19 protein-coding genes are annotated in these 24,931 nt (G+C 46.0%); 9 read left to right on the top strand and 10 right to left on the bottom strand.

Going from position 1 to position 24,931, the window contains the following annotated elements; translation table 11 throughout:
* The first annotated feature begins 6 nt into the window (after positions 1-6).
* The 3 genes from FD973_RS09300 to FD973_RS09290 are packed head-to-tail and all read left to right on the top strand — an operon-like array spanning position 7 to position 2,566.
* Positions 7-1,077, top strand: a complete 1,071-nt coding sequence (locus FD973_RS09300; protein WP_215323157.1) for a branched-chain amino acid ABC transporter permease — start codon at positions 7-9, stop codon at positions 1,075-1,077.
* On the top strand, positions 1,077-1,853 hold the full coding sequence (locus FD973_RS09295) for an ABC transporter ATP-binding protein (protein WP_215323156.1): 777 nt from the start codon (positions 1,077-1,079) through the stop codon (positions 1,851-1,853). The genes FD973_RS09300 and FD973_RS09295 overlap by 1 nt, the downstream gene beginning before the upstream one ends.
* Positions 1,850-2,566, top strand: a complete 717-nt coding sequence (locus FD973_RS09290) for an ABC transporter ATP-binding protein (protein WP_215323155.1) — start codon at positions 1,850-1,852, stop codon at positions 2,564-2,566. Before FD973_RS09295 ends, FD973_RS09290 begins: the two co-directional genes overlap by 4 nt.
* A 23-nt stretch (positions 2,567-2,589) precedes the next feature.
* Here the strand turns inward: FD973_RS09290 and FD973_RS09285 are convergent, their stop codons facing one another.
* Both FD973_RS09285 and FD973_RS09280 read right to left on the bottom strand, forming a co-directional pair.
* Positions 2,590-3,783, bottom strand: coding sequence for an acetylornithine transaminase (locus FD973_RS09285; protein WP_215323153.1), 1,194 nt, complete (start codon positions 3,781-3,783; stop codon positions 2,590-2,592).
* Positions 3,784-3,841: 58 nt separating this feature from the next.
* Positions 3,842-4,891, bottom strand: coding sequence for a CDP-6-deoxy-delta-3,4-glucoseen reductase (locus FD973_RS09280; protein WP_215323151.1), 1,050 nt, complete (start codon positions 4,889-4,891; stop codon positions 3,842-3,844).
* Positions 4,892-4,917: 26 nt separating this feature from the next.
* Here FD973_RS09280 and FD973_RS09275 point away from each other — a divergent pair, with 26 nt between their 5' ends.
* Positions 4,918-5,814: an SDR family oxidoreductase gene (locus tag FD973_RS09275; RefSeq protein WP_215323149.1), complete on the top strand. Its 897-nt coding sequence runs from the start codon at positions 4,918-4,920 to the stop codon at positions 5,812-5,814.
* Here FD973_RS09275 and FD973_RS09270 read toward each other — a convergent pair.
* The 3 genes from FD973_RS09270 to FD973_RS09260 form a co-directional block, all read right to left on the bottom strand.
* On the bottom strand, positions 5,795-7,567 hold the full coding sequence (locus tag FD973_RS09270) for a glutamine--tRNA ligase/YqeY domain fusion protein (protein WP_215323147.1): 1,773 nt from the start codon (positions 7,565-7,567) through the stop codon (positions 5,795-5,797). The two genes, FD973_RS09275 and FD973_RS09270, sit on opposite strands and share 20 nt — an antisense overlap.
* An 85-nt stretch (positions 7,568-7,652) precedes the next feature.
* Positions 7,653-9,155, bottom strand: a complete 1,503-nt coding sequence (locus FD973_RS09265) for a tripartite tricarboxylate transporter permease (RefSeq protein WP_215323145.1) — start codon at positions 9,153-9,155, stop codon at positions 7,653-7,655.
* Between the two features lie 18 nt (positions 9,156-9,173).
* Positions 9,174-9,635 carry a tripartite tricarboxylate transporter TctB family protein gene (locus tag FD973_RS09260; protein ID WP_215323143.1) on the bottom strand — a complete coding sequence of 154 codons (462 nt, stop codon included), beginning with the start codon at positions 9,633-9,635 and terminating at the stop codon, positions 9,174-9,176.
* Between the two features lie 122 nt (positions 9,636-9,757).
* Between FD973_RS09260 and alaS the strand changes: the two genes are divergently transcribed.
* Positions 9,758-12,382 carry an alanine--tRNA ligase gene (alaS, locus tag FD973_RS09255; protein WP_215323137.1) on the top strand — a complete coding sequence of 875 codons (2,625 nt, stop codon included), beginning with the start codon at positions 9,758-9,760 and terminating at the stop codon, positions 12,380-12,382.
* Positions 12,379-12,624: a sulfurtransferase TusA family protein gene (locus FD973_RS09250; protein ID WP_371816860.1), complete on the top strand. Its 246-nt coding sequence runs from the start codon at positions 12,379-12,381 to the stop codon at positions 12,622-12,624. The genes alaS and FD973_RS09250 overlap by 4 nt, the downstream gene beginning before the upstream one ends.
* A gap of 106 nt (positions 12,625-12,730) precedes the next feature.
* On the opposite strand, the gene galU is transcribed toward FD973_RS09250, so the two are convergent.
* Positions 12,731-13,615 carry a UTP--glucose-1-phosphate uridylyltransferase GalU gene (galU, locus tag FD973_RS09245; protein WP_215323135.1) on the bottom strand — a complete coding sequence of 295 codons (885 nt, stop codon included), beginning with the start codon at positions 13,613-13,615 and terminating at the stop codon, positions 12,731-12,733.
* Positions 13,616-13,646: 31 nt separating this feature from the next.
* Positions 13,647-16,538: a valine--tRNA ligase gene (locus FD973_RS09240; protein WP_215323133.1), complete on the bottom strand. Its 2,892-nt coding sequence runs from the start codon at positions 16,536-16,538 to the stop codon at positions 13,647-13,649.
* Between the two features lie 24 nt (positions 16,539-16,562).
* On the opposite strand from FD973_RS09240, the gene FD973_RS09235 reads away from it, so the two are divergent.
* Positions 16,563-18,929 carry a UvrD-helicase domain-containing protein gene (locus FD973_RS09235; protein ID WP_215323131.1) on the top strand — a complete coding sequence of 789 codons (2,367 nt, stop codon included), beginning with the start codon at positions 16,563-16,565 and terminating at the stop codon, positions 18,927-18,929.
* Here the strand turns inward: FD973_RS09235 and FD973_RS09230 are convergent, their stop codons facing one another.
* From FD973_RS09230 to FD973_RS09220, 3 genes are read right to left on the bottom strand one after another with little or no spacing between them, the layout of a single operon-like run.
* On the bottom strand, positions 18,930-19,709 hold the full coding sequence (locus FD973_RS09230; protein WP_215323129.1) for a BPSS1780 family membrane protein: 780 nt from the start codon (positions 19,707-19,709) through the stop codon (positions 18,930-18,932).
* The gene (locus FD973_RS09225; RefSeq protein WP_215323128.1) at positions 19,706-20,680 is read right to left on the bottom strand and encodes a homoserine kinase; all 975 of its coding nucleotides are present in this window, start codon (positions 20,678-20,680) and stop codon (positions 19,706-19,708) included. The genes FD973_RS09230 and FD973_RS09225 overlap by 4 nt, the downstream gene beginning before the upstream one ends.
* 17 nt (positions 20,681-20,697) lie before the next feature.
* Positions 20,698-21,105 (bottom strand): hypothetical protein, encoded by a 408-nt coding sequence (locus tag FD973_RS09220; protein ID WP_215323127.1) that lies wholly within the window; start codon positions 21,103-21,105, stop codon positions 20,698-20,700.
* A gap of 83 nt (positions 21,106-21,188) precedes the next feature.
* On the opposite strand from FD973_RS09220, the gene polA reads away from it, so the two are divergent.
* Together polA and FD973_RS09210 are read left to right on the top strand one after the other, a co-directional pair.
* The gene (polA, locus tag FD973_RS09215) at positions 21,189-24,014 is read left to right on the top strand and encodes a DNA polymerase I (protein ID WP_215323126.1); all 2,826 of its coding nucleotides are present in this window, start codon (positions 21,189-21,191) and stop codon (positions 24,012-24,014) included.
* Between the two features lie 36 nt (positions 24,015-24,050).
* Entirely contained in the window at positions 24,051-24,926 is an 876-nt protein-coding gene (locus FD973_RS09210; protein WP_215323125.1) for a dienelactone hydrolase family protein, read from the top strand.
* Positions 24,927-24,931 lie beyond the last annotated feature (5 nt).

Raw genomic sequence — 24,931 nt, 5'->3', positions numbered from 1 at the left:
TTTTTAATGAATCGTCTCAGCCGGCCAGCCTACCTTTGGTTGGGTGTGCTTGCTTTACTTCTATTGCCTTGGGTAGTTGGTGCAAGCGGAGGTAATTATTGGGTCAGGGTATTAGACTTTGCTTTACTTTATATCGTTTTAGCCCTTGGTTTAAATGTAGTTGTAGGTTTTGCCGGACTATTAGATCTTGGTTATATAGCTTTCTACGCACTGGGTGCATATAGCTTTGCGTTATTGGCTTCACCTCATTTGCCTCAGCAATTTGAAACGATTGCGGCGGCATTTCCAGAGGGGATGCATTTTTCACCTTGGATGGTTGCGATCTTCTCGATTGTTCTGGCCGCCTTGTTTGGAATTACTTTAGGCTTGCCAACTCTGCAGTTGCGTGGTGACTATTTGGCGATCGTTACTTTGGGATTTGGTGAAATTATTCGCATCTTTATGAATAATTTAGATAGACCATTAAATCTCACCAATGGCCCTAAGGGCATTTCTGCAATAGACCCAATTCAATTATTTGGCATTTCATTTGCCAAAACTTTGGATTTGGGATTTATAAAAATTCCAGGCCTGTATCTGGTGTTTTATCTATTTTTATCTCTAGCGATATTAGTAACAATTGTTTGCTTGCATTTACAAGACTCTCGAATTGGGCGCGCTTGGGTGGCGATACGTGAAGATGAGATTGCGGCTAAAGCCATGGGCATTAATACCCGCAATATGAAGTTATTAGCCTTTGCAATTGGCGCCTCTTTTGCTGGCGTTGCTGGAGTGCTGTTTTCAGCCTTTCAAGGTTTTGTTTCTCCGGAATCATTTACGCTTTGGGAGTCGATTGTCATCTTAGCCATGGTTGTGCTGGGCGGTATTGGACATATACCAGGGGTAATTTTGGGAGCGGTATTGCTTGCGATATTCCCAGAAATTTTGCGTGGGATCGCTCAACCATTACAACAAGCTCTGTTTGGGCATGTCATTGTGGATGTTGAGATTATTCGTCAATTGATTTATGGCTTGGCTTTGATTTTGATCATGCTCTATCGCCCTGGTGGCATTTGGCAAAAGAGCGGAGTAAGGTAATGAGAGCTCCCCATTTGCTTTTAGATGTAACCGATGTTTCTAAGCGCTTTGGCGGAGTCCAAGCTCTTGAATTCGTTAGTCTGCAAGTACCCCATGGCTCAATTGTTGGACTTATTGGCCCAAATGGAGCTGGCAAGACAACTTTCTTTAATGTAATTACGGGCTTGTATCCAGCTGATACAGGAATTTTTTTATTTAATGGCAAGTCTTATTTTCCAGAGTCTGTATCAGAAGTTACTAAGTCAGGTTTAGCAAGAACATTTCAAAATATTCGTCTTTTTGGTGAAATGACGGTTCTTGAAAATGTGATGGTAGGTTGCCACTGTCGATCAAAAGCGGGCTTGCTTGGGGCGATCTTTCGTTTTCCATCTACTAGGCGTGAAGAACGGGAGATAAGACATAAAGCGCAGAATCTATTGGCTTATGTTGGTCTGAGTGATTTTGCTCAGATGCAAGCTCGAAATCTTTCTTATGGGCATCAACGTCGTCTTGAGATAGCGAGGGCCTTGGCAACTGAGCCCAAACTTCTAGCGCTAGATGAGCCCGCTGCTGGTATGAATGCGACTGAGAAATTGGAGTTGCGCGAATTATTGCTGCGCATTCGAGCTGACGGGAAAACAATTTTGCTGATTGAGCATGATGTGAGCCTCGTCATGGGTATCTGTGACAATCTTACAGTACTGGATTATGGCAAAGTGATTGCCTCAGGAAGTCCAGCGGATGTGCGTGTGCATCCAGAGGTGATTAAGGCTTATCTTGGTCAGGGGGCCGTATGATGAGTGCGCTTTTGAATGTGAAAAATTTAAAAGTGGCTTATGGAGGCATTAATGCAGTTAAGGGGATTGATTTACATGTAGATCATGGTGAATTAGTTGCCTTAATTGGTGCCAATGGCGCTGGTAAAAGCTCAACCTTAAAAGCTATTGCAGGCTTGCTTCCATCAACAACTGGTGAGATTGATTTTGCAAATCAGGAAACCAAAAAACTTCCCGCTTATGAATTAGTCCGTCTTGGGTTGGGTATGGTTCCAGAGGGGCGCGGCGTATTTAAGCGCATGACTATTTTGGAGAACCTCCAGATGGGCGCTTATTTAAAATCAGACGCTAAACAAGTTGCACGCAAGCTAGAAGAAATCTTCTTATACTTTCCGAGATTAAAGGAGCGATTGTCTCAATTAGCAGGCACGCTCTCTGGTGGAGAACAGCAAATGGTTGCTATGGGCAGGGCGATGATGGCAGAGCCAAAGTTATTGCTGTTGGATGAGCCTTCTATGGGCTTATCGCCGATTATGGTTGAGACGATCTTTGATGTTATTCGTAGCCTGTCTTCTGACGGCATGACTATTTTGCTAGTTGAGCAAAATGCACGCCTTGCCTTAAAGATGGCCAATCGTGCTTATGTCATGGAAAGCGGTTTAATAACTTTGACTGGATCAGGTAGTGAATTACTTGAGGATCCCAGAGTAAAGACTGCCTATCTAGGTGAGTAGACAGGCAAAGCGGAAGACCAGTCTTAGGCTACTTCTCTGAGTAATTCCCGCAGGATATTACACATCTGACGAATTTCATCATCAGATACATTCAGGGCAGGCATAAAGCGCAATAGGTTTGGGCGCGGTGAATTAATTAATAAACCCTCAGGGCTACGTTCACGTGCGAGCTCAACTAGTTTTCCACCAATATCTTTGCCCAACATCAAGGCGCGTAGCAATCCTTCGCCACGCTCACCTTCCAAATTGAACTCAGCACAAAGCTTGAGCAACTCTGCTTTCAGTAGTTCGCCTTTAGCTTTTACGCTGTCCAAGAATCCTGGGGCTAAGAGTTGCTCGATGACGCTGATGCCAACAGCTGTCATCAGTGGATTGCCATTGTAGGTACCACCTTGATCGCCAGGTACAAAGCAAGCCACCTCATTCGTTGCCAGCAAGGCTGCCAAAGGAACGCCACCACCAATGCCTTTGCCTAGGGTCATGATGTCAGGTTCAATGCCGTAGTTTTGGTAGGCAAATAGGGTTCCAGTTCGACCGCAACCCGCTTGTACCTCATCAACAATTAAAAGGATATTATTTTCTTTGGTGAACTTGCGCAGTTCGCGCATAAATTCTTTAGTAGCTGGAATCACACCACCTTCACCCTGAACTGGCTCAAGCATGACTGCAACTGTTTTATCGGTTACGAGTTTTTTAACCGACTCCAAGTCATTTAAATCAGCTTTTGGAAAACCTGCTACCTGAGGAGCAAACATTGTGTCCCAACCTGGTTTTCCTGAGGCGCTCATTGTTGCTAATGTACGTCCATGAAAACTATGATCAAACGTAATAATTTCAAATGCGCCAGATTTGTTGAGTTGACCCCATTTGCGAGCTAGCTTGATCGCGCCCTCATTAGCTTCGGCACCGCTATTAGCGAAGAAGACTTTATCAAAGCAGCTCTTTTCTGTTAGCAGGTTCGATAGTCCAATCATGGGTTCGTTATAGAACGCAGGACTTGGATTAATTAGCTTCTTTGCTTGCGCATTAAGCGCCTCAATCATTCCTGGGTTTCCATGACCTAAGCAATTGACTGCCCAACCTTGCAAAAAATCCAAATATCGTTTGCCATTGTTATCCGTAAGCCATGAGCCCTTGCCTTCAACCATCACAACATCTGGGCGTGGGGTAATAAACATGACTGCGTGGGTATCAATAGGCTGTATGGGGTTATTCATGCTGGTCTAGGATGATTGGTAATAAAAAATAAGTTCTATTATCTCGCTGATTTGACTTTTAGAGCTCTTCAGAAATCGCTAAATCAGCCGCGCTGGTAAATGAGTCTGCAAAAAATTCTTCTTCAGGAAGTTGGCATTGGGATGAGAAGTCATTTCTGGCGGCATTGACCATCATTGGGGCGCCACAAGCATAGACTTGAAAGCCCTTCATGTTTGGATGATCATCCATGACTGCCTGATGAACAAAGCCAGTGCGACCATGCCAAGCATCTTCCGTCAAAGCATCAGAAATGACCGGAATGTACTGAAAGTCTGCAATCTCATTTGCCCAGTTTTTGCAAAGATCATCTAGGTATAGATCGCTTGGGCGACGTCCGCCCCAGTAAAGATGAATAGGGCGATGTATCTTCTTTGCCTGCATTTGCTCAATGATTGATTTGATTGGGGCAAAGCCTGTTCCAGCTGCGACAAAGATGATAGGTTTCTTGGAGTCTTCCCTTAAAAAGAAACTCCCTAGTGGCCCTTCAAAACGAAGAATATCTTTCTCTTTTAGAGATGGAGTGGATACGCCAAAGACAAAGTCTGTAAATAAGCCACCAGGTAAATGGCGGATATGTAACTCCAGTGGCCCCTCTTGCTCGGGAGCATTAGCAATTGAATACGCGCGACGCTGACCATCTTTAAGAAGGAACTCAATATATTGACCAGCTAAAAACTGGAAGCGTTCGGCTGCTGGCAGTTGAAGTTTCAGAATGGCAACATCGCCACTTGGTTTCTCAATGGTATTGACGCGGCACGGGACCTTACGAATCGCAATATCCCCCGCACCTTGAACTTCACGTGCTTCAATTAAGAGGTTTGAAAGTGGGTGCGCGCAACAAAACAGAATGCTGCCTGACGTCTCATCTGCTTTGCTAAGAGCGCTTTCGCTATGTTGACCATGCTTGACTTGCCCTTCTAAAGCTTTGCCTTTGCAAGAGCCACAAGCCCCATTTTTACAACCATAGGGAAGATTAATGCCTTGACGAAGGGCGGCTTCCAGAAGATTTTCATCTGGATTGACTGTAAATTGTTTACCGCTCGTTTTGAGCGTGACTTGGTAAGACACTCTCATTCCTTTCAAAAATCGTTACGATGTCACTTATGCAATCTTTTGGTAAACCATCAATCCTGATTATTGGCTGCGGAGATATTGGACTTCGGGTGGCTAAACAGCTTTCGCGTAGCCATCGTGTTTTTGCTCTCACATCACAACGCACTCGATTTCAGGAGTTGAGGGAGGTTGGCGCAATTCCAATTTTGGGGAATCTGGACTATCCAGAATCCTTGTGGCGCCTTGGCGGTTTAGCTCAAACCGTGATTCATTTGGCGCCACCGCAAAATAGTGGGAATCGTGATTGCCGAACCCGCAACCTACTCCGAATTTTATCCCAAGGCTCTAATACCGTCAGGCGCCTGATTTATATCAGCACGACTGGCGTGTATGGTGATCATCGGGGCGCTAAGGTGAGTGAAGTGACCCCAGTTAATCCCCAGAGTGAGCGCGCCAAGAGGCGAGTTGATGCGGAGCGTGCTTTGCGTCTTTGGGCGCCTGCGCATGGGGTAACTTTAACGATTTTGCGTGTGCCAGGTATTTATGCTGCGGACCGCCTTCCGCTCCAACGTCTTCAAGCTAAAACACCCGCCTTAGTGCCGCAGGAAGATGCATATTCCAACCATATACATAGTGATGATTTAGCGAGACTGGTATGCGCAGCAGTTTATTTTTCTAAGCCGCAGCGGGTGATTAATGCCTGCGATGGTCAGGAATCCAAAATGGGCGATTACTTTGATGAAGTTGCTGATGCTTTTGGATTGGCGAGGCCAGAAAGATTACCTAGAGATGAACTGCAAAAATTGGTCAGCCCAATGCTTTGGTCGTTTATGCGAGAGTCACGCAGAGTGACAAACACACGTTTACATGAACTCAAAAGACCACTTCGCTATCCCAGCGTAAAACATTTTTTAAAAACTATTTCCAAGAATCCTTAAGGCCAACTGTGCGGTTAAATACTGGCTTGCCAGGTTTGGAGTCATTTTTATCGGCAACAAAGTAGCCATGTCGTTCAAACTGAAAACGATCTTCAGCTTTGACATCCTTCATAGAAGGCTCTAGATAGGCTTCAATAGTTTGCTTGGAATTGGGATTAATAGCATCCAAGAAATTTTTATCACCGCTATCTGGATGTGGATCAGTAAAGAGGTGATCGTAAAGGCGCACTTCTGCAGGGATGGCTTCGGCGGCGCTGATCCAATGAATATTGCCTTTGACTTTGTAATCATTAGATCCTGGAGTACCGCTCTTGCTATCTGGGAAATGAGTCACAGTAACTTGTGTGACGTTGCCTTGTGCATCGGTTTGAAATCCAGTGCATTCAACGACAAAGCCATGGCGCAAACGAACGCGACTACCAGGCTGATCCCCAATCGGTGGGTATAGCCTGAAGAATCCTTTGATAGGCTCTTGCATAAAGTCATCCGCCTCAATCCACAGTTCACGTGTGAAATTAAAGTCACGATTACCCCACTCTGGATGATTTGGGTGGCGTGGTGCGGAACATGCTTCTTTTGCTGAAGCATCAAAATTTTCAACAATAAGTTTTAATGGTTTAAGTACTGCAGTAGCTCGTGGTGCCCTAACTTCAAGATCATCGCGTAAGGCTTGATCAAGAGTGCTCATATCAATCCAACTATCTGCTTTTGATACGCCAATACGTTCACAAAATAAACGAATACTTTCAGGGGTATAGCCACGACGTCGAATACCAACGATGGTAGGCATACGCGGATCATCCCAGCCTTCTACATGCTTTTCTTCAACAAGCTGCAAGAGTTTGCGTTTGCTGGTGATGGTGTAGGTCAGATTGAGGCGAGCGAATTCATATTGATGCGGAACGGGGTCTTTGAAGACGCCAAGCTCTTTTAGTGAGTTCACAATCCAGTCATAGAGTGGACGATTGTTTTCAAACTCCAACGTACATATGGAGTGAGAGACATTTTCTAGTGCATCTGAGATGCAATGAGTAAAGTCGTATAGCGGGTAGATGCACCACTTGTTTCCAGTGCGATGATGGTCGGTATGGCGAATGCGATATACAACGGGATCGCGCATGACTATATTCGGATGCGACATGTCAATCTTCAGGCGCAGAACGTGTTCGCCATCTTTGTACTTTCCATCGCGCATCTCTCGAAATAATGCGAGATTTTCTTCAGGGCTGCGATTGCGATAAGGACTATTTTTTCCTGCTTGGCCAAAATTACCGCGATTGGTGTGGATGTCTTCAGCGCTTTGACTATCCACATAGGCCTTACCGTTCTGAATCAAAATCTCGGCAAATTCATAGAGATGATCAAAGTAATCGCTCGCGTGATAAAGATGTGTGCCCCAATCGAACCCGAGCCATTTCACCGCATCCAAAATACTATCGGCGTACTCAACATCTTCTTTAACTGGATTGGTGTCATCGAGACGCATATTGCAGCGAGCACCGCCAGCTTGATTGTTGTAATCAGCGGCTAGGCCAAAGTTCAAGCAGATACTTTTGGCGTGACCAATATGCAAATATCCATTAGGTTCTGGCGGAAAACGCGTGATGACGGATGGAATAGCTTCCCCTGCTAAATTGGTGCGCTGAGAAAAAGCCCCGCTCGCTAAATCTTGATCGATGATTTGGCGTAAGAAGTTGGAGGGTTCGGCCGCGGCGCCGGCATTTGGTTTGGAGGGTTTGCTATCTTGGGACATAGCCACATTGTAGAGAAAACCCCGAGACCCATAAAGAAAAAGCCCGCAAACTACAGCGGGCTTGTTTCTAGAGAGGCGGTAGAAATTAATCTTCCACGAATGCCTCTTCACGAGTTTTCTTCACTGCAGGCAGTGCCACGATCACCACTAGGAGGGCTGCTGCGATTAGCAGACCCAAGGAAAGTGGACGGGTTACGAAAGTAGTGAAGTCACCGCGGGACAGCAATAAGGCGCGGCGGAAGTTCTCTTCCATCATTGGTCCGAGCACAAAGCCCAATAGCAATGGAGGTGGTTCGCAGCCTAGCTTGAAGAATAGGTAACCAATCAAGCCGAAGCCCGCTGTTACATATACATCAAATACGGTGTTATTAACGGTATACACGCCTATACAGCAGAACACCAAAATAGCTGGGTAGAGGAAGCGATAAGGAATCTTCAAGAGCTTCACCCAAATGCCAATGAGTGGCAAGTTCAAGAGGATCAACATCACGTTACCAATCCACATGGAGGCAATCAGACCCCAGAACAATGCTGGATTGCTGGTCATCACTTGTGGACCAGGTTGAATGTTGTGAATCGTCATTGCGCCCACCATCAAGGCCATCACTGCGTTTGGTGGAATACCTAATGTAAGTAATGGAATGAATGAGGTTTGAGCAGCCGCATTATTTGCTGCTTCTGGACCTGCGACACCTTCAATGGCGCCTTTACCAAACTCATGACTGTACTTGGAAGATTTTTTCTCAACTGAGTAAGCGCCAAAGGCTGCCAAAGCGGCGCCACCACCTGGCAAGATACCTAAAACGGAACCAATCGTTGTTCCACGCAAAATAGATGGAACCATGCGTTTCACATCAGATTTAGTTGGAACCATGCTAGTGAGCTTATTGAGGAAGCCCTCATCTTCGCCAGACTTCTCTAGGTTACCCATGATCTCGGCAAAACCAAATACGCCCATGGCAACTGCTACGAAACCGATGCCATCGCTCAATTCAGGGATATCAAAAGCATAACGAGATACGCCTGAGTTAACGTCAGTGCCAATCAGGCCCATTAAAAGGCCTAAGATGATCATGCCAATAGCCTTAATCAAAGAGCCGGATGCCAATACAACCGCACCAATTAAACCTAAGACCATCAAGGAGAAGTATTCGGCAGGACCGAACTTAAAGGCCAACTGAGACAGTGGCGCGGCAAAGGCAGCCAATACTAAAGTTGCCACGCAACCAGCGAAGAACGAACCCATACCAGCAGTAAAGAGAGCAACACCAGCGCGGCCATTGCGAGCCATCTGGTAACCATCAATTGCCGTTACCACCGAGGAGGTCTCCCCTGGAATGTTTAGTAGGATCGCGGTTGTTGAACCACCGTATTGAGAGCCGTAGTAGATACCAGCTAACATAATCAGTGCTGCGATTGGAGGTAAGGCATAAGTAGCTGGCAAAAGCATCGCAATGGTTGCGATTGGGCCAAGACCTGGCAATACGCCGATGAGAGTCCCTAAAATACAGCCGATAAGGCAGTAGAGAAGATTTTGTAATGTGAACGCGGTATCGAAACCGAGTGCTAGGTTAGCAAATAAATCCATTTTCAGAGTCCCGGTTCGTTATTGTTGTAGGAATACAGGCAGGAGTGGGAACTGAAGTTTCAGGCCCAACACGAATACTGAATAAGTAAATGCAACAAGGAAGCCTGCATTAATTAATGAGCCTTTCCAAGTGAATTCCTTGCTAGCGCTTGCAGATACTAAAACTAAAACAACCACTGCAATTAAAAATCCAAGACGCGGTAACAATAAACCGTAAAGAATTACTGAACCAGTAATTTGAGCGATGATTCGCCAGTTGAATTTTGGGATACTTTCAATCGCCGCTTTTGCATTGAGTGACTGAACTAAAACCAAAAGTCCCAGGAGGGCCATTAGGATGCCCAAGAAGAATGGGAAATACCCTGGACCCATTTTTGCAGCGGTGCCCATAGGGTATTGAGTTGCCATGATGGTGAAGAAGAGGCCGATCACTATATACATGACTCCAGCCCCAAAATCCCGTTGATTGCGAATTTTCAAGTTGCTCTCCTTGTTGTCGACTTAACTGTCGATTTTTATTGATGTTGTGGGATTGTAAGGCAGGTTTGGGGCTTCTTGTCTAGCGTTTGCCCTAGGCTAGTGCCAATGCGATAATTATTGCCATGAAAGTCTCCCAAATTCGCCAGGCTTACCTGGACTTCTTTGCCCAAAAAGGCCACCAAATCGTTCCATCTAGCCCTGTGGTGCCAGGTGATGACCCAACCCTGCTATTTACTAATGCGGGAATGAACCAGTTTAAAGATGTGTTTTTAGGCTTTGATAAGCGCCCATATCAACGCGCTACGACGGCCCAAAAGTGCATTCGGGCCGGAGGAAAGCACAACGATTTGGATAACGTCGGGTATACAGCCCGCCATCACACCTTTTTTGAAATGCTGGGAAATTTCTCGTTTGGAGACTATTTCAAGAAAGACGCAATCCAATTTGCATGGGATTTATTAACGCAAGTCTTTGAATTACCTAAAGAAAAACTCTTGGTAACCGTATACGCAGAGGATGATGAGGCGTACGAGATTTGGAATAAACAAATAGGAGTACCCGCTGATCGCATCATTAGGATCGGTGATAACAAGGGTGCACGTTACGCATCAGATAATTTTTGGATGATGGGTGATACGGGACCGTGTGGTCCTTGTACTGAAATCTTCTACGATCACGGCGAGCACATTCCTGGCGGCCCTCCTGGAAGCCCAGATGAGGATGGCGATCGCTTCATCGAAATTTGGAACAATGTTTTTATGCAATTCAACCGGGACGAAGCGGGTGTGATGCATCCGTTACCAAAGCCTAGTGTTGATACTGGTATGGGTCTTGAGCGTATTGCCGCTGTGTTGCAGCATGTTCACTCCAATTATGAAATCGATCTTTTCGTTAATTTGCTCAAAGCCTCAAAGGAGGCGGTAGATGCTGCTGGCGGGGGTAACTGCGATGCGGCGAGCCCCTCCTTGAAAGTGATCGCTGACCACATCCGCGCCTGCAGCTTTATTGTGGTTGATGGCGTGATTCCAGGTAATGCTGGACGAGGGTATGTATTGCGTCGCATTGCCCGTCGTGCGATTCGACATGGATATAAGCTAGGTGCCCGTAAACCATTCTTTTATCAATTGGTACCAGCGCTTGTAAAAGAAATGGGCGATGCTTATCCAGAATTGCGTGCAGCACAAGACAAGGTTAGCGAAGTACTCAAGCAAGAAGAAGAGCGTTTCTTCCAAACGATTGCTAATGGTATGGAAATTTTGGACGGCGCTTTAGCAGGCGGCGCAAAAGTAGTTGATGGTGAGACAGCTTTCCGTCTACATGACACTTTTGGGTTCCCGTTGGATTTGACGGCTGATGTTTGTCGTGAACGCGGCGTTACTGTTGATGCGGATGGTTTTGAGCTGGCGATGCAAAAGCAGCGTGATCAGGCTAGGGCTGCGGGAAAGTTCAAGGTAGCTCAGGGATTAGATTACAAAGGTGCGCCAACTCAGTTTCATGGCTATGACACTCTAAAACACGAAGGCGCTAAAGTGACTGCCTTGTATGTTGATGGCTCAGCTGTGTCGTCTGTCAAAGCTGGTGATGCAGCCGTGATTGTCTTGGATAACACTCCTTTTTATGCCGAGTCTGGTGGTCAGGTTGGTGATAAGGGGGAACTTCGTAATGAAAGCATTCGCTTTGCCGTGGAAGATACTTTTAAGATCCAAGCGGATGTGTTTGGTCATCAGGGCGAAGTGCTTGAGGGTGAGCTCAAGGTTGGGGATGTACTGAATGCATTGGTAGATGCACAGCAAAGAACTGACACGATGCGCAACCACAGTGCAACTCACATCTTGCATAAAGCGTTACGCGAAGTGTTGGGTGATCATGTGCAACAAAAGGGTTCGTTGGTTGATGCTACTAAGACCCGTTTCGACTTTACTCACAATGCGCCAATTACGGCTGAGCAAATTCGTCGTATTGAGGATATTGTGAATCTAGAGATTCTTGAAAATACAGCCACCTCTGGCAAGGTGATGTCTTTGGATGACGCACAAAAGACGGGTGCCATGATGCTCTTTGGTGAGAAGTATGGTGATGAGGTGCGTGTTCTGGAGATTGGCTCTTCTAAGGAGCTATGTGGCGGTACTCACGTGTCACGCACTGGGGATATTGGCAGCTTAAAGATTGTTTCAGAAGGTGGCGTGGCTGCGGGTATTCGTCGGGTGGAAGCTGTCACTGGAAAGAACGCATTACAGTTTTTACAAAACTTAGAAGACAGGGTCAATGAGGCTGCGAGCATCCTTAAAACACACCCTGGGGATTTGGTAAATCGTGTTGCGCAATTGCAAGAAAGCCTGCGACAGGCTGAGCGCGAACTAGAGAAAGCCAATTCTAAATTAGCAGCAAGCCAAGGTGATGAGTTAGCTAGTCAAGCGATCGATGTGAACGGCATCAAAGTACTTGCTGCTCGTTTGGATGGTGCGGATGCTGGCGTGCTACGGGAGACAATGGACGCACTTAAAGCAAAGCTAAAGACTGCCGCTATTGTTTTAGCCTCGGTGCAAGGTGGCAAGGTGAGTTTGATTGCAGGTGTAACTGCGGACTCCATAGGTAAATTGAAGGCAGGCGATCTAGTGAACTTTGTTGCTCAACAGGTTGGTGGTAAGGGTGGTGGCAAGCCTGAGATGGCAATGGCTGGGGGCACGGATCCGAGTAAATTGGGTTCTGCTCTAGAGAGTGTTAAAGATTGGGTAGCAAGCAAATGAGTGAAGCTGTGAATATTGCCTTTAATGCAGAGGTCGATGCCATTGGGATGAATTGCCCTTTGCCTATCTTGCGTACAAAAAAAGCTTTAGCAACGATGCAATCTGGAGAAGTATTGAAGATTAAAGCAACGGATGCGGGGGCTGCCCATGACTTTCCGGCTTTTGCTAAACAAACTGGAAATGAGCTGCTCGCCAGTACAACTGAAGGTGATGTGCTAGTTTTCTTTATGAAACGTAGATAAGCAAACATCTCTTATCTTTGAGTGAGCACATAAATTTGGACGTTCATTGAGGCAAGAAAAAAGGCAGAGTTCGACCTCTGCCTTTTGTATTTTGTCTACCCAGTGTTTAGCTTAAAGAGCGACTCTTGAGATAGTCAGCAAAGTCACTAGATACCTCTGGGTGACGCAAGGCAAACTCTACAGAAGCTTTGAGGTAGCCCAATTTGCTGCCGCAGTCATAGCGCACACCATCATATTCATAGGCAAAAACCAGCTCTTCTTTTAACAAAGAGGCGATGGCATCAGTGAGTTGAATTTCACCACCCGCACCTGGCTTGAGATTACGTATATGACTGAAGATGTCAGATGACAAAACATAGCGACCAACAACTGCGAGATTGGACGGTGCGTCTTTTGGTTGAGGCTTTTCTACAATGCCATTGAGGCGATGAATGCCTTTTGATACTTCAGTGCCTGAAACAATGCCGTACGAGCTACTCTTGGCTGGATCAATCTTTTCTACGGCTAGTACTGATCCATTCTGCTCTTCAAAGACTTTTAACATTTGCTTAAGAACGGGTGGTTGGCCATCCAATAAGTCATCAGCCAGAATGATGGCGAATGGTTCGTCACGCACTAGTTTTTCTGCGCACAATACCGCATGGCCAAGGCCAAGAGCCTCTGGCTGTCGCACATAGACACAATCTACATGACTCGGTTTTACGCTGCGGACAATCTCAAGAAGTGCCTGTTTATTTTTCGCTTCTAACTCAGCTTCAAGTTCATAGGCTTTATCAAAGTGATCTTCAATAGCTCGTTTACTACGTCCAGTAACGAAAATCATTTCAGTGATGCCTGCAGCGATAGCTTCTTCAACCGCGTATTGAATTAGTGGCTTGTCGACCACATTCAGCATCTCTTTAGGGCTGGCCTTAGTGGCGGGCAAGAAGCGTGTGCCTAGGCCCGCAACCGGAAAGACTGCTTTGGTGACTGCTTTAGTGCTTAATGGCATATGACTTCCAATCGCTTTATTTGAGTGCTACTTATTTGAGACGCTCTAATTGTGCAACAAGCTTCTCATGATTTTGTTCAAATCCTGCCAGACGTTGTTTTTCCTGTGCAACCACTTCTGCTGGGGCGCGAGCCACAAAGCTTTCGTTGGTTAGCTTGCCCTTAGCTTTATTGATTTCATTGGCTAGGCGCTCAATTTCCTTGCCCAGGCGAACACGTTCGGCTGCGACATCCACCTCAATCTTGAGTAAAAGCTTGATATCGCCCACCAGCGCTATTGGTGCCCCAGGAGCATCTTTTTCAAGCGCAGATTCATCAGTGTAAATTTTTACTTCCGTTAACTTAGCCAGTGCCATGAGATAAGGAGTGGCTATTTTTAGGAACTCTTGTGGCCCGAAGATCCACAGTGGAACCTTTTGCCCTGGGGGAACTTGCATCTCACCACGCAAGTTACGACACGCATCCACAATCGCCTTAACTTGTGCAACCCAAGCTTCACTTTGCTCATCGATTTTCTCAGGCTGGGCAACAGGGTAAGGTTGAAGAGCAATAGTTTGTTTGGCTTGCTGTGCCAAATCTTTTCCAGACTTTGGACCAACGGTTTGCCAAAGCGTTTCGGTAATGAATGGAATTAATGGGTGCGCTAAGCGCAGAATGGTTTCTAAGACACGCAAGAGCGTGCGACGAGTGGCGCGTTGCTGTGCCGGTGTGCCTGTTTGTAGTTGAACTTTAGCAAGCTCTAGATACCAATCACAATACTCATCCCAAACAAATTGGTAGATGCTGCTGGCAATATTGTCAAAGCGGTAATTCTCAAATCCTTTGGCGACATCGGCTTCAGTTCTTTGGAGTTGAGATACGATCCATTTATCTGCAGGCGAAAAGTCTAAATAACCATCAGGACCGCATTGGTTGTCGCATGGCGCTAAGCCATTATCTTCATCATTGCCAGGGCAGTTCATCAGAACAAAGCGTGTGGCGTTCCAAAGTTTGTTGCAGAAATTACGATAACCCTCGCAACGTTTTTGGTCAAAATTGATATTGCGGCCAAGCGAAGCTAGGGATGCAAAAGTAAAACGCAAGGCATCAGTACCAAAAGCTGGAATACCATCCGGAAATTCTTTTTTGGTTTTCTTGCTAATACTCTCCGCCTGTTTTGGATTCATGAGGCCAGTAGTTCGCTTGCTTACTAACTCCTCAATCTTGATGCCATCTATTAAGTCAATTGGATCCAAAGTATTGCCTTTGGACTTGCTCATTTTTTGACCTTCAGCATCACGTACTAGACCATGCACATAGACCGTATGAAATGGCACCTTTCCTGTGAAGTGGCAGGTCATCATGACCATGCGGGCTACCCAGAAGAAAATAATGTCAAATCCAGTGACTAAAACAGAGGAGGGTAAGAAATGATTTAGTGCTGGAGTTTCATCAGGCCAACCTAATGAGCTAAAAGGTACAAGGGCAGAGCTGAACCAAGTATCGAGAACATCTGGGTCGCGATTAAGTTTGCCGGTATAGCCTGCGGCAGCAGCTTTGGCCTTAGCTTCTTCTTCAGAGCGACCAACAAAAATCTGCCCATCATCACCATACCAAGCTGGGATTTGGTGGCCCCACCAAAGTTGACGAGAGATGCACCAGTCCTGAATATTTTCCAACCATTGTGTATAGGTATTAATCCAATTTTCAGGAACGAGTTTGATATCGCCCTTGGTAACCGCATCTAATGCTGCGCCTGCAATCGAAGAGCCTGGCTGATATTTATTATCAGGGCTTGGTTTGGACATAGCGACAAACCATTGATCCGTGAGCATTGGCTCAATAATGGTTTGAGTTCGATCACCACGTGGCACCATCAATTTATGTGGCTGAACTTTTTCTAATAGGCCAGCAGCATCTAAATCTGTTACTACTTGTTTGCGTGCTGCAAAACGTTCCATGCCCCTGTATGCTGCTGGAGCATTTTCATTAATCATGGCATCCAAAGTGAGGATGTTGATCATTGGTAATTGATGACGTTGACCTACTGCATAGTCGTTGAAGTCGTGCGCAGGAGTTACTTTGACAACACCGGTTCCAAAGTTCAAATCTACATAATCATCAGCAATGATGGGAATTTGGCGATCGCATAAAGGCAAGTTGACTGATTTGCCAATGAGATGCTTGTAACGCTCATCCTCTGGATTCACCATGACGGCGACGTCACCCAGCAGGGTTTCAGGGCGAGTGGTGGCAACTGTCAGGTGACCCGATCCATCTGTCAATGGATAACGGATATGCCACATTGAGCCATCTTCTTCTTCGCTAACCACTTCTAAATCAGAGACGGCAGTACCAAGAACGGGATCCCAGTTCACTAAACGTTTGCCGCGATAAATCAAACCTTGCTCATGCAGGCGAACAAAAACTTCAACTACTGCCTTGGACATCTTGCTGTCCATTGTGAAATATTCTTTACCCCAATCAATCGAAGCGCCTAAACGACGAATTTGACGTGTGATGGTGTTGCCAGATGTTTCTTTCCACTCCCACACTTTTTCCAAGAACTTATCGCGACCTAAATCGTGGCGAGATATTTTTTGTGCATCTAATTGACGCTCGACCACAATTTGAGTGGCAATACCGGCATGATCAGTGCCGGGAACCCAAAGGGTATTTTTGCCCGACATCCGCGCATGACGAACCAAGCCATCCATGATGGTTTGATTAAAGGCGTGACCCATGTGAAGGGTGCCTGTGACGTTAGGGGGAGGTAGCTGAATAGAAAAATCACCTTTGCCCTCATCCATGCTGGCATCGGCAATGCCGCGGCGCTCCCATTCTGGACCCCAGTGGGCTTCTATCGGGGCGGGTTCATAGGATTTGGCGAGTTCATCTGCTGAGCTAGCCGTTGGTGAATTAGGGGTATTTGAGGCATTTGGCATAAGAGGCAAATTATAATTGGGCTGATGTACTCAGACTTGCTCGCGAACCTCAATCCAGAACAGCGCGAGGCAGTGACCCTCCCGCCTGTTAATGAAAATGGCCAAGCCCAATCAGCCTTGATTTTGGCTGGCGCTGGGAGCGGCAAGACCCGCGTCCTTACCACCCGTATAGCCTGGTTGATTCAGACCGGGCAGGTATCGCCTATTGGCATCCTGGCTGTAACCTTTACCAATAAGGCCGCCAAAGAGATGATGCTCCGTCTCAGCGCCATGTTGCCCATTAATACTCGGGGGATGTGGATTGGTACCTTTCATGGCCTATGTAACCGTTTATTGCGCGCTCATCACAAAGAAGCGGGATTGCCTTCCACATTCCAGATTTTGGATACCCAAGATCAACTATCTGCTATCAAGCGTCTATTAAAGGGCTTGAAAGTTGATGATGAAAAATACCCCGCAAAACAATTGCAGTACTTCATTGCACATGCCAAAGAGCGAGGACAGCGCGCTAAGGATTTGGCGGTTGGCGACGATTTTCAGGCAAAAATGGCGCAACTGTATGCGGCTTACGATGAACAATGTCAACGTGAGGGTGTAGTTGATTTTGCTGAGCTTCTATTGCGTAGTTATGAACTACTTAAACATAGCGAACCTATTCGGACGCATTATCAAGAGCGCTTCCGTCATATTCTGATTGATGAGTTTCAGGACACTAATGCTTTGCAGTATGCGTGGTTGAAATTGTTATCGGGTCATGATGCAAGTCGAATCAATATTAGTGGAATGGGTAGTAGTTCGGTATTTGCTGTTGGTGATGATGACCAAAGTATTTACGCTTTCCGTGGTGCCGATGTTGAAAACATGCGTCTTTATGAAAAGCAATTTCATCCATTACTAGTGAAGCTAGAGCAGAACTATCGTTCACACGGCCATATCCTGGATACTGCAAATCATTTAATTGCCAATAACTCTGAACGCCTTGGTAAAAATCTACGAACCGACGCTGGCCATGGCGAGCCGGTTCGTATCTATGAGGCGCCCAGTGATCATGCTGAAGCCACCTGGTTGGTGGATGAGATTAAAGCTTTGGTGAATAGTGGGATCAAGCGTACTGAAATCGCTTTGCTTTATCGTAGTAATGCGCAGTCTCGAATCATTGAGCATGCTTTGTTTTCAGCGGGTATTCCTTATCGCGTTTATGGTGGATTGCGCTTCTTCGAGCGTGCCGAAATTAAACACGCTCTTGCATATTTGCGTTTGCTTGAGAACCCGAATGATGACACTTCATTTTCACGCGTGGTTAATTTTCCAACTCGTGGAATTGGCGCAAGATCTATTGAGGCATTGCAAGATGCCGCAAGAGCGCAGCAATGCTCTCTGTATTTAGCCGCCTCTTCTCTGGAGGGTAAGGCAGGCGCTGCGCTTGGTGGATTTGTGCGATTAGTAGATCATATGCGTGAGGCTACTCGACACAACACTTTGCCTGAGACAGTGGAGTTTGTCATTCAGAATAGTGGTTTGATTCAACACTATCTTTCTGAGCGCGAAGGGCAAGATCGCGTTGAGAACTTGCAGGAATTAATTAATGCAGCAACAGCATTTATTGCTGAAGAGGGGTATGGACAAGATGCGGCTGCTGCGATGTTGCCAGGAGAAAATGCTCCAGGTGATGTAGACGTTTCTCCCTTGGCAGCATTTTTATCGCACGCTTCATTAGAAGCTGGCGACAACCAAGCGCAGGCTGGTCAAGATGCAGTTCAACTAATGACAGTGCATTCAGCTAAAGGCTTGGAATTTACTTCGGTTTTCATTACTGGTCTTGAAGAGGGTTTATTTCCTCATGAGAATAGTGTGAATGAACAAAATGGCTTGGAAGAAGAACGACGTTTAATGTATGTGGCTATTACTCGCGCCAAGGAGCGCTTGTATTTATCCCATACTCAATCACGAATGCTGCATGGTCAAGTTCGTTACAACATGCCTTCTCGCTTTTTGGAGGAGCTCCCATCAGATTCATTGAAGTGGCTTACTCCTAAGGCAAGAGATGCGCGCTGGGGTGGAGGCAACTCAAGATCGGGAGCAACTTGGCAAGATGGTTATACCCGTCAGCGTGAATATGAATCCAATGACTTTTTTGATTCAGGTTCCGAGCGTCAAAGACCGGCTAAACGAGTTGGTTCAGCTTCTATGGAAATAAAAAGATTGGCTTCTCCACCGCGCGGAAATTATCCATTTACGATTGGGCAAAATGTGTTCCACACCAAATTTGGCGAGGGGCGCGTGACTGGATTGGAAGGTGTAGACGCCGATGCAAGAGCACAAGTAAATTTCAAACGTCACGGCGTTAAATGGCTGCAACTTAGCATTGCTAAGCTTGCTGCCATTGATTAATTAGCTGTTTAAGGCTACTTCGTCTTCTGTAAAGCAGGCTTTCCAGGTCGCGTAAAAAGAGCAGTGCATCACCGTTAGACCAGCCATAGAGATGGGGGCTATGATGTATGAGGCTGCTTGTCCCAGATCGATTGCATCAAAAATCATGCCCACCATGAGTGGGATTGCAATCAGAACGGCACCCCAAATGGAGAGATACAGAAAGAACGCAGCTTTATTCGTCCAGCATGCCAAGCAACTCGAAAACAAAGCCTGAGCTACTGACATATCTGCCCAGGCAACTAAAACGGGCGAGAACCACATCAACATCGCTATTGGCACATAAAGAATTGCGCCAAAAAATAGGGCTAAATAAACCTGACGAAGTGCCTCTGGCGTAATAGTCTTATCGCTGGTCATGAGTGGAATCAGTAACTCAAAGTCGACTAAGAGGCTTAATGTAAAGCTCAGCAGTAAAACCAAAGCTGTGTATATCAAGCCAAGTTGCAAAATTCTTTTGCGCACAATCGGGCTGGACTGTAAAGCAACTAAATAGACCATTGGTCTGATGCGTTCTTTTTGAATCGCTTGGCGGCAAGCAGTCATAAAACCTACTGACAGTGTTGGTGTGAGCAGCAAGACTGCGAAAACGCCGATAACTGGAACGATGACTGCCAGCTGCGCTGCAAATACATACATAAAAACCAGCATCAAGAAACCTAGTGGATTCTGCTTAAAGAGCCAAATGCCCTGTCTAATCCAGGTGTAACCTTCTTTAGGTGCTACGTAATTCAGTTTCATAGGGATCGACGACTTAAAAGAATGCGTTCAAAATGTGCGGGGTCATGCGGAGTTAGCATTTGAGCATCACGCGGTAAATAGAAATCCCATAATCTCGATACCCAGAAACGCAATGCTGCAGCACGCAACATCAGGGGCCAGCTTGCTTGCTCTTCTTTGGTTAGTGGGCGAATAGCTTGATAAGCTTTCATGAATGCTTCAAGCAATGCGGGATCAAGATCTTGCTTGTTGGTCGCAAGACACCAGTCATTAGCTGTGACAGCGATATCAAATAGCCATTTATCTGTGCCGGCAAAGTAGAAATCAAAGAAACCGCCTAGTTGATCATGAGATGTATCTGCACCTTTCGGATCAAACAAGACATTGTCTCGGAACAAATCGCAATGACTTGAACCCTGCGGGAGCGCATTATAAGAAGCGGAGTTAAAAAATGCCTCTTGAGTAGCAAGCTCATGAGTGAGTAATTCTTTTTGAGAAGTGTTTAAGTGCGGCAATACCATTGGTATCGTTTTTTGCCACCAAGCAAGACTTCGAAGATTTTCTTGAAACTTTGGAAAGTCTTTTCCAGCCAAATGCATTTTTGCCAGCATCTCACCAACTAGGGCGCAATGATTTGCTTCGGGTTGCAGTCTTGAAAGGCCGGGAAGCTTAGTGACAATGGCTGCGGGCTTGCCTTTGAGGGTAAACAGGATTTCTCCTTGTTTATTTTCAATAGGCCTGGGAACTGGGATGCCTTTATTTGCAAGGTGACGCATCAACTCCAAATAGAAGGGAAGTTGTTCGGCAGATAGTCTTTCGAAGATCGTTAGAACATATTCCTGCTGCTTGCCATCTTTAGTGGTGTCCAAGAAAAAATTTGAATTTTCGATGCCACCATGAATGCCGCGAATTGCAGTGGCCTCGCCGATTTCAAAGTCTTGGGAGATCCATTGAGAAATATCCTCAAGCTCGATTGGGGTAAATACAGCCATAAATGAGATGAGAACCCTTATCTGATGGGAATGCTAATGCTAGGAACGCTAATCAGATCAGTTTCTTTTGGAGGTCCTGGCATGACTGATGTAGGTGGGGCCATCTCGTAACTGGTGTATGGAGTTCTAACATCCACTTGAGTTGGGGAATTGGCATCTTTATATTCGGTAACTGTCGTGCCGTTTTTATCTCTGTACTGATAGTTAGGCTTACGGGCTTCAGGGGAGCTCATGACGCCAGAAGCGCTCACCGCGGGCGCAAGAGGCTGATTATTAATGCGGTTTAATTCCGCTGGACTGAGGGCTTGGCTGTTATTCTGAGCTTGTGCTGAGATAGTTCCAAATAGACCAAAAACCACAAAAAAACTCGTGAGTACTAGGCTATAACTCATGGAGTGGCTAATTAAGTTCGTTAAATAATGCATTTTTTCACCTTTTTAAACCTACTCTCGGGTGGTTCCTTAACCAGACCTGTAGGCAGTTCACAACTAGATTGTACGATTGCGGTATGACTAAACATAGACTCTTGTTGGTAGATGGCTCTAGCTACCTCTACCGCGCCTTCCACGCCATGCCAGACCTCAGAAATGGGGCTGGAGAGCCTACTGGGGCCATATATGGCATGGTGAACATGATGCGCAGGGCTAGATCTGAGCTCAAAGCGGACCATATAGCCTGTGTTTTTGATGCTAAGGGCAAGACTTTTCGAGATGAAATGTACCCCGAATACAAGGCCCATCGCTCACCAATGCCTGAAGATTTGGTTAAACAAATAGAGCCTATTCATGCCATGGTCAAGGCTTTGGGTTGGCCAGTTTTGATGGTTTCGGGGGTTGAGGCGGATGATGTGATCGGAACCTTGGCTTGTCAGGCGACCCAAGCTGGATGGGAGACCATCATTTCCACTGGTGATAAAGATTTAGCCCAATTGGTGAATTCATCAGTCACTCTCATCAATACGATGACGAATGAAAAGTTAGACATCGAGGGTGTAAAAGAAAAGTTTGGCGTTCCTCCTGAACTCATAGTGGATTACTTATCGATCATTGGTGATGCGGTTGATAACGTACCTGGTGTACCAAAAGCAGGGCCCAAAACTGCAAATAAATGGTTGGCTGAATTCGGTGACTTGGATAATTTGATGGCAAACGCCGATCAGGTGAAGGGGGTGGTTGGAGAAAATCTTCGCGCTTCCCTAGATTGGTTACCGCAAGCTCGCCAACTCATCACTGTAAAAACCGATTGTGATTTATCGCCACACCTTCCTGGATTGGATGACTTGCATGCCAAATCTGAAGATGCACCTTTATTGCGTGAATTGTTTGAGCGTTATGCATTTAAAACTTGGTTACGCGACGTGGAGAGACAACTATCTGCTTCAGAAAGCAATACTTCAGAGTCGCAGGAGTTTGATTTAGCGGGTAGTCCAATCACCAGTGCTACTGAAGAAGCGGATTCCAAGCAATTGCGTGTGATTGCAAGCGCTCCCACCAAGGCGTTATCGCAAGACACAACAGATTTGCAAGGTGCGATTGAGCGTATTTATGAGTGTGTTACCGATGAGGCTGGTTTAGATAAATGGCTGAAAAAAATTGAGACTGCCGAATTAACTGCAGTAGATACAGAGACAACTAGCTTGGATGCGCTGGCTGCTGAATTGGTTGGTATTTCTCTGTCTGTAAAACCAGGCGAAGCTTGTTACATTCCAGTTGCACATCGCAATGGTGAGGTGCAATTAGATCGTGATGAAGTGCTCAATAAATTGAAGCCTTGGTTAGAAAGCGCTTCGAAATTAAAAGTAGGTCAAAACCTCAAGTACGACACACACATTTTTGCAAACTACGGCATCACATTACAAGGCGTTGCATTTGATACGCTGCTGGAATCTTATGTGCTTGAGTCGCATCTTCCTCACAATATGGATAGCTTGGCTGAACGTCATTTAGGAATGAAAACCATTCGCTATGAAGAGGTTTGTGGCAAAGGCGTTCATCAAATTGGTTTTGATCAGGTTGATTTGAAAATCGCGACTGACTACGCAGCGGAAGATGCGGACATTACTTTGCGTCTCCATCGTGAGCTATGGCCACAGATTCAGGAAAGTCCAGGCTTACTTTATATCTATAAACAAGTAGAGATGCCTGCTATGCGTGTCCTAGGCATCATGGAGCGGAATGGGATTCGGATTGATTCTGCTTTGTTGGCTAAACAAGGTCAGCAAGTAGGTAAGCGTCTCTTAGAACTTGAGGGTGAGATACATCAACTTGCGGGCCAGCCATTTAATATTCAGTCGCCGAAGCAGATTGCGGAAATATTATTTGGACGACTTGAATTACCAGTAATTAAAAAGACACCCTCTGGAGCACCGTCTACTGATGAAGAGGTTTTGCAAAAGCTGGCTGAAGACTATCCACTTCCAGCAAGAATTCTGGACTATCGTAGCTTGGCAAAGCTCATGTCTACTTATATCGAGAAGTTGCCTCGTATGGCTGATCCAAAGACTGGACGCATTCATACTAACTTTTCTCAGGCTACCGCAGTTACAGGACGGTTAGCATCAAGCGATCCAAATCTGCAAAATATTCCGGTGCGCACAGAGGAGGGTAGGCGTATTCGGGAGGCATTTATTCCAGCTGAAGGTTGTAAATTATTGTCGGCTGACTATTCGCAAATTGAACTACGCATCATGGCGCATATTGCCGAGGATGAAAATCTTCTGGCGGCCTTTAAAGAGGGTAAAGATGTCCACCAAGCAACCGCTGCAGAAATTTTTGGTGTTCCTCTCGAAGACGTTAATTCTGAGCAACGTCGTTATGCCAAAGTGATCAACTTCGGTCTTATATATGGCATGAGTGCTTTTGGCTTGGCAGGTAATTTGGGGATTGAAAGATCGGCTGCACAAAATTACATCGCCAAGTATTTTGATCGCTATCCTGGGGTTGCTCAATATATGGAGCGCACTCGTCTCGAGGCTCGGGAGAATGGTTATGTAGAGACGGTTTTTGGAAGACGTCTTTGGTTGCCTGAGATTAAGGGTTCTAATGGCCCTCGTCGCCAAGGAGCAGAGCGTGCAGCGATTAATGCCCCCATGCAGGGCACTGCAGCGGATCTGATTAAGTTGGCCATGATTGCAGTCGAAAATTGGCTAGAAAAAGAGCAATTAAAAACAAAAATGCTGTTGCAAGTGCATGATGAATTGGTGTTCGACGTTCCCATGGATGAGATCGAGCTGCTACAGAGCAAATTACCAGAATTGATGTGCCATGTCGCTCAACTGAAGGTGCCTTTGATGGTAAGTATTGGGATTGGAGATAATTGGGAAGAGGCGCATTAGGAATTCAATGTTAAATCCAAGCCAGGAGACAAAATAATGAGTAAAAATATTCAAAATAGCCGACGCAATTTTATTAAGTCGTCTGCGCTAGGAGCTACTGCTATAGGGGTTGGATTGGTTGCAGCCTCAGAGCCAGTAATGGCTGCTGCTATTGAGACCGATTTCAAAGGGCTTAAGGCTGGCGAGCAAATGATTCCAGTTGGCAGCTTTCAATTGCCAGCGTATGTTTCACGCCCAGAAAATGCCAAAGGATCTTTGCCTATCGTTATTGTGGTGAGTGAAATTTTTGGTGTTCATGAATATATTGCTGATGTCACCAGACGTTTTGCAAAATTAGGCTATCTTGCTATCGCTCCAGAATTTTTTACCCGCGCAGGCGATCCAAATGCTTATGGAACGATCGCTGAGATTCAACAAAATATCGTTGCTAAAACGCCTGACTCACAAGTTTTAAATGATTTACAAGCTGCTTTAGTTTGGGCTGGGAAAAATGGCGGCGATCTCAAAAGGGTTGGCGTCACTGGTTTCTGTTGGGGTGGCCGCATTACCTGGCTATCTGCAACTTTGCCTCAAGTGCGTGCTGGGGTTGCGTGGTACGGTCGCCTCATTGGTGAAAAGACGGAGAATAGTCCACGCCATCCAGTCGATATAGCGGCCGATTTAAAGGCTCCTGTGCTGGGCTTATATGGCGCCGCAGACACTGGTATTTCCCTAGAAAGCGTCGACCAAATGCGTGCTGCTTTAGCGAAAGCGGCTCCCCAAAATCCAGCTGCAAAAGCGTGTCAGTTTGAGGTATATCCTGACGCGCCACACGCATTCCATGCAGACTATCGCGCTTCTTATCGGGAGGGTCCAGCAAAGGATGGTTGGGAAAAATGCCTTGCTTGGTTTAAGAAATTCGGGGTGGCATAAAAGCG

This window comes from Polynucleobacter sp. MWH-Braz-FAM2G (assembly GCF_018687635.1).
GTDB lineage: Bacteria > Pseudomonadota > Gammaproteobacteria > Burkholderiales > Burkholderiaceae > Polynucleobacter.
This window is presented reverse-complemented; position numbering and strand designations above follow the sequence as displayed.

Excerpts from the sequence above, each read along its gene's own strand:
- FD973_RS09225 (WP_215323128.1), bottom strand. The coding sequence starts at position 20,680 with ATGGCTGTATTTACCCCAATCGAGCTTGAGGATATTTCTCAATGGATC.
- FD973_RS09285 (WP_215323153.1), bottom strand. The coding sequence starts at position 3,783 with ATGAATAACCCCATACAGCCTATTGATACCCACGCAGTCATGTTTATT.
- FD973_RS09275 (WP_215323149.1), top strand. The coding sequence starts at position 4,918 with ATGTCACTTATGCAATCTTTTGGTAAACCATCAATCCTGATTATTGGC.
- FD973_RS09230 (WP_215323129.1), bottom strand. The coding sequence starts at position 19,709 with ATGAAACTGAATTACGTAGCACCTAAAGAAGGTTACACCTGGATTAGA.
- alaS (WP_215323137.1), top strand. The coding sequence starts at position 9,758 with ATGAAAGTCTCCCAAATTCGCCAGGCTTACCTGGACTTCTTTGCCCAA.
- FD973_RS09270 (WP_215323147.1), bottom strand. The coding sequence starts at position 7,567 with ATGTCCCAAGATAGCAAACCCTCCAAACCAAATGCCGGCGCCGCGGCC.
- FD973_RS09220 (WP_215323127.1), bottom strand. The coding sequence starts at position 21,105 with ATGCATTATTTAACGAACTTAATTAGCCACTCCATGAGTTATAGCCTA.
- FD973_RS09240 (WP_215323133.1), bottom strand. The coding sequence starts at position 16,538 with ATGCCAAATGCCTCAAATACCCCTAATTCACCAACGGCTAGCTCAGCA.
- FD973_RS09210 (WP_215323125.1), top strand. The coding sequence starts at position 24,051 with ATGAGTAAAAATATTCAAAATAGCCGACGCAATTTTATTAAGTCGTCT.
- FD973_RS09300 (WP_215323157.1), top strand. The coding sequence starts at position 7 with ATGAATCGTCTCAGCCGGCCAGCCTACCTTTGGTTGGGTGTGCTTGCT.
- polA (WP_215323126.1), top strand. The coding sequence starts at position 21,189 with ATGACTAAACATAGACTCTTGTTGGTAGATGGCTCTAGCTACCTCTAC.
- FD973_RS09265 (WP_215323145.1), bottom strand. The coding sequence starts at position 9,155 with ATGGATTTATTTGCTAACCTAGCACTCGGTTTCGATACCGCGTTCACA.
- FD973_RS09290 (WP_215323155.1), top strand. The coding sequence starts at position 1,850 with ATGATGAGTGCGCTTTTGAATGTGAAAAATTTAAAAGTGGCTTATGGA.
- galU (WP_215323135.1), bottom strand. The coding sequence starts at position 13,615 with ATGCCATTAAGCACTAAAGCAGTCACCAAAGCAGTCTTTCCGGTTGCG.
- FD973_RS09295 (WP_215323156.1), top strand. The coding sequence starts at position 1,077 with ATGAGAGCTCCCCATTTGCTTTTAGATGTAACCGATGTTTCTAAGCGC.
- FD973_RS09235 (WP_215323131.1), top strand. The coding sequence starts at position 16,563 with ATGTACTCAGACTTGCTCGCGAACCTCAATCCAGAACAGCGCGAGGCA.
- FD973_RS09250 (WP_371816860.1), top strand. The coding sequence starts at position 12,379 with ATGAGTGAAGCTGTGAATATTGCCTTTAATGCAGAGGTCGATGCCATT.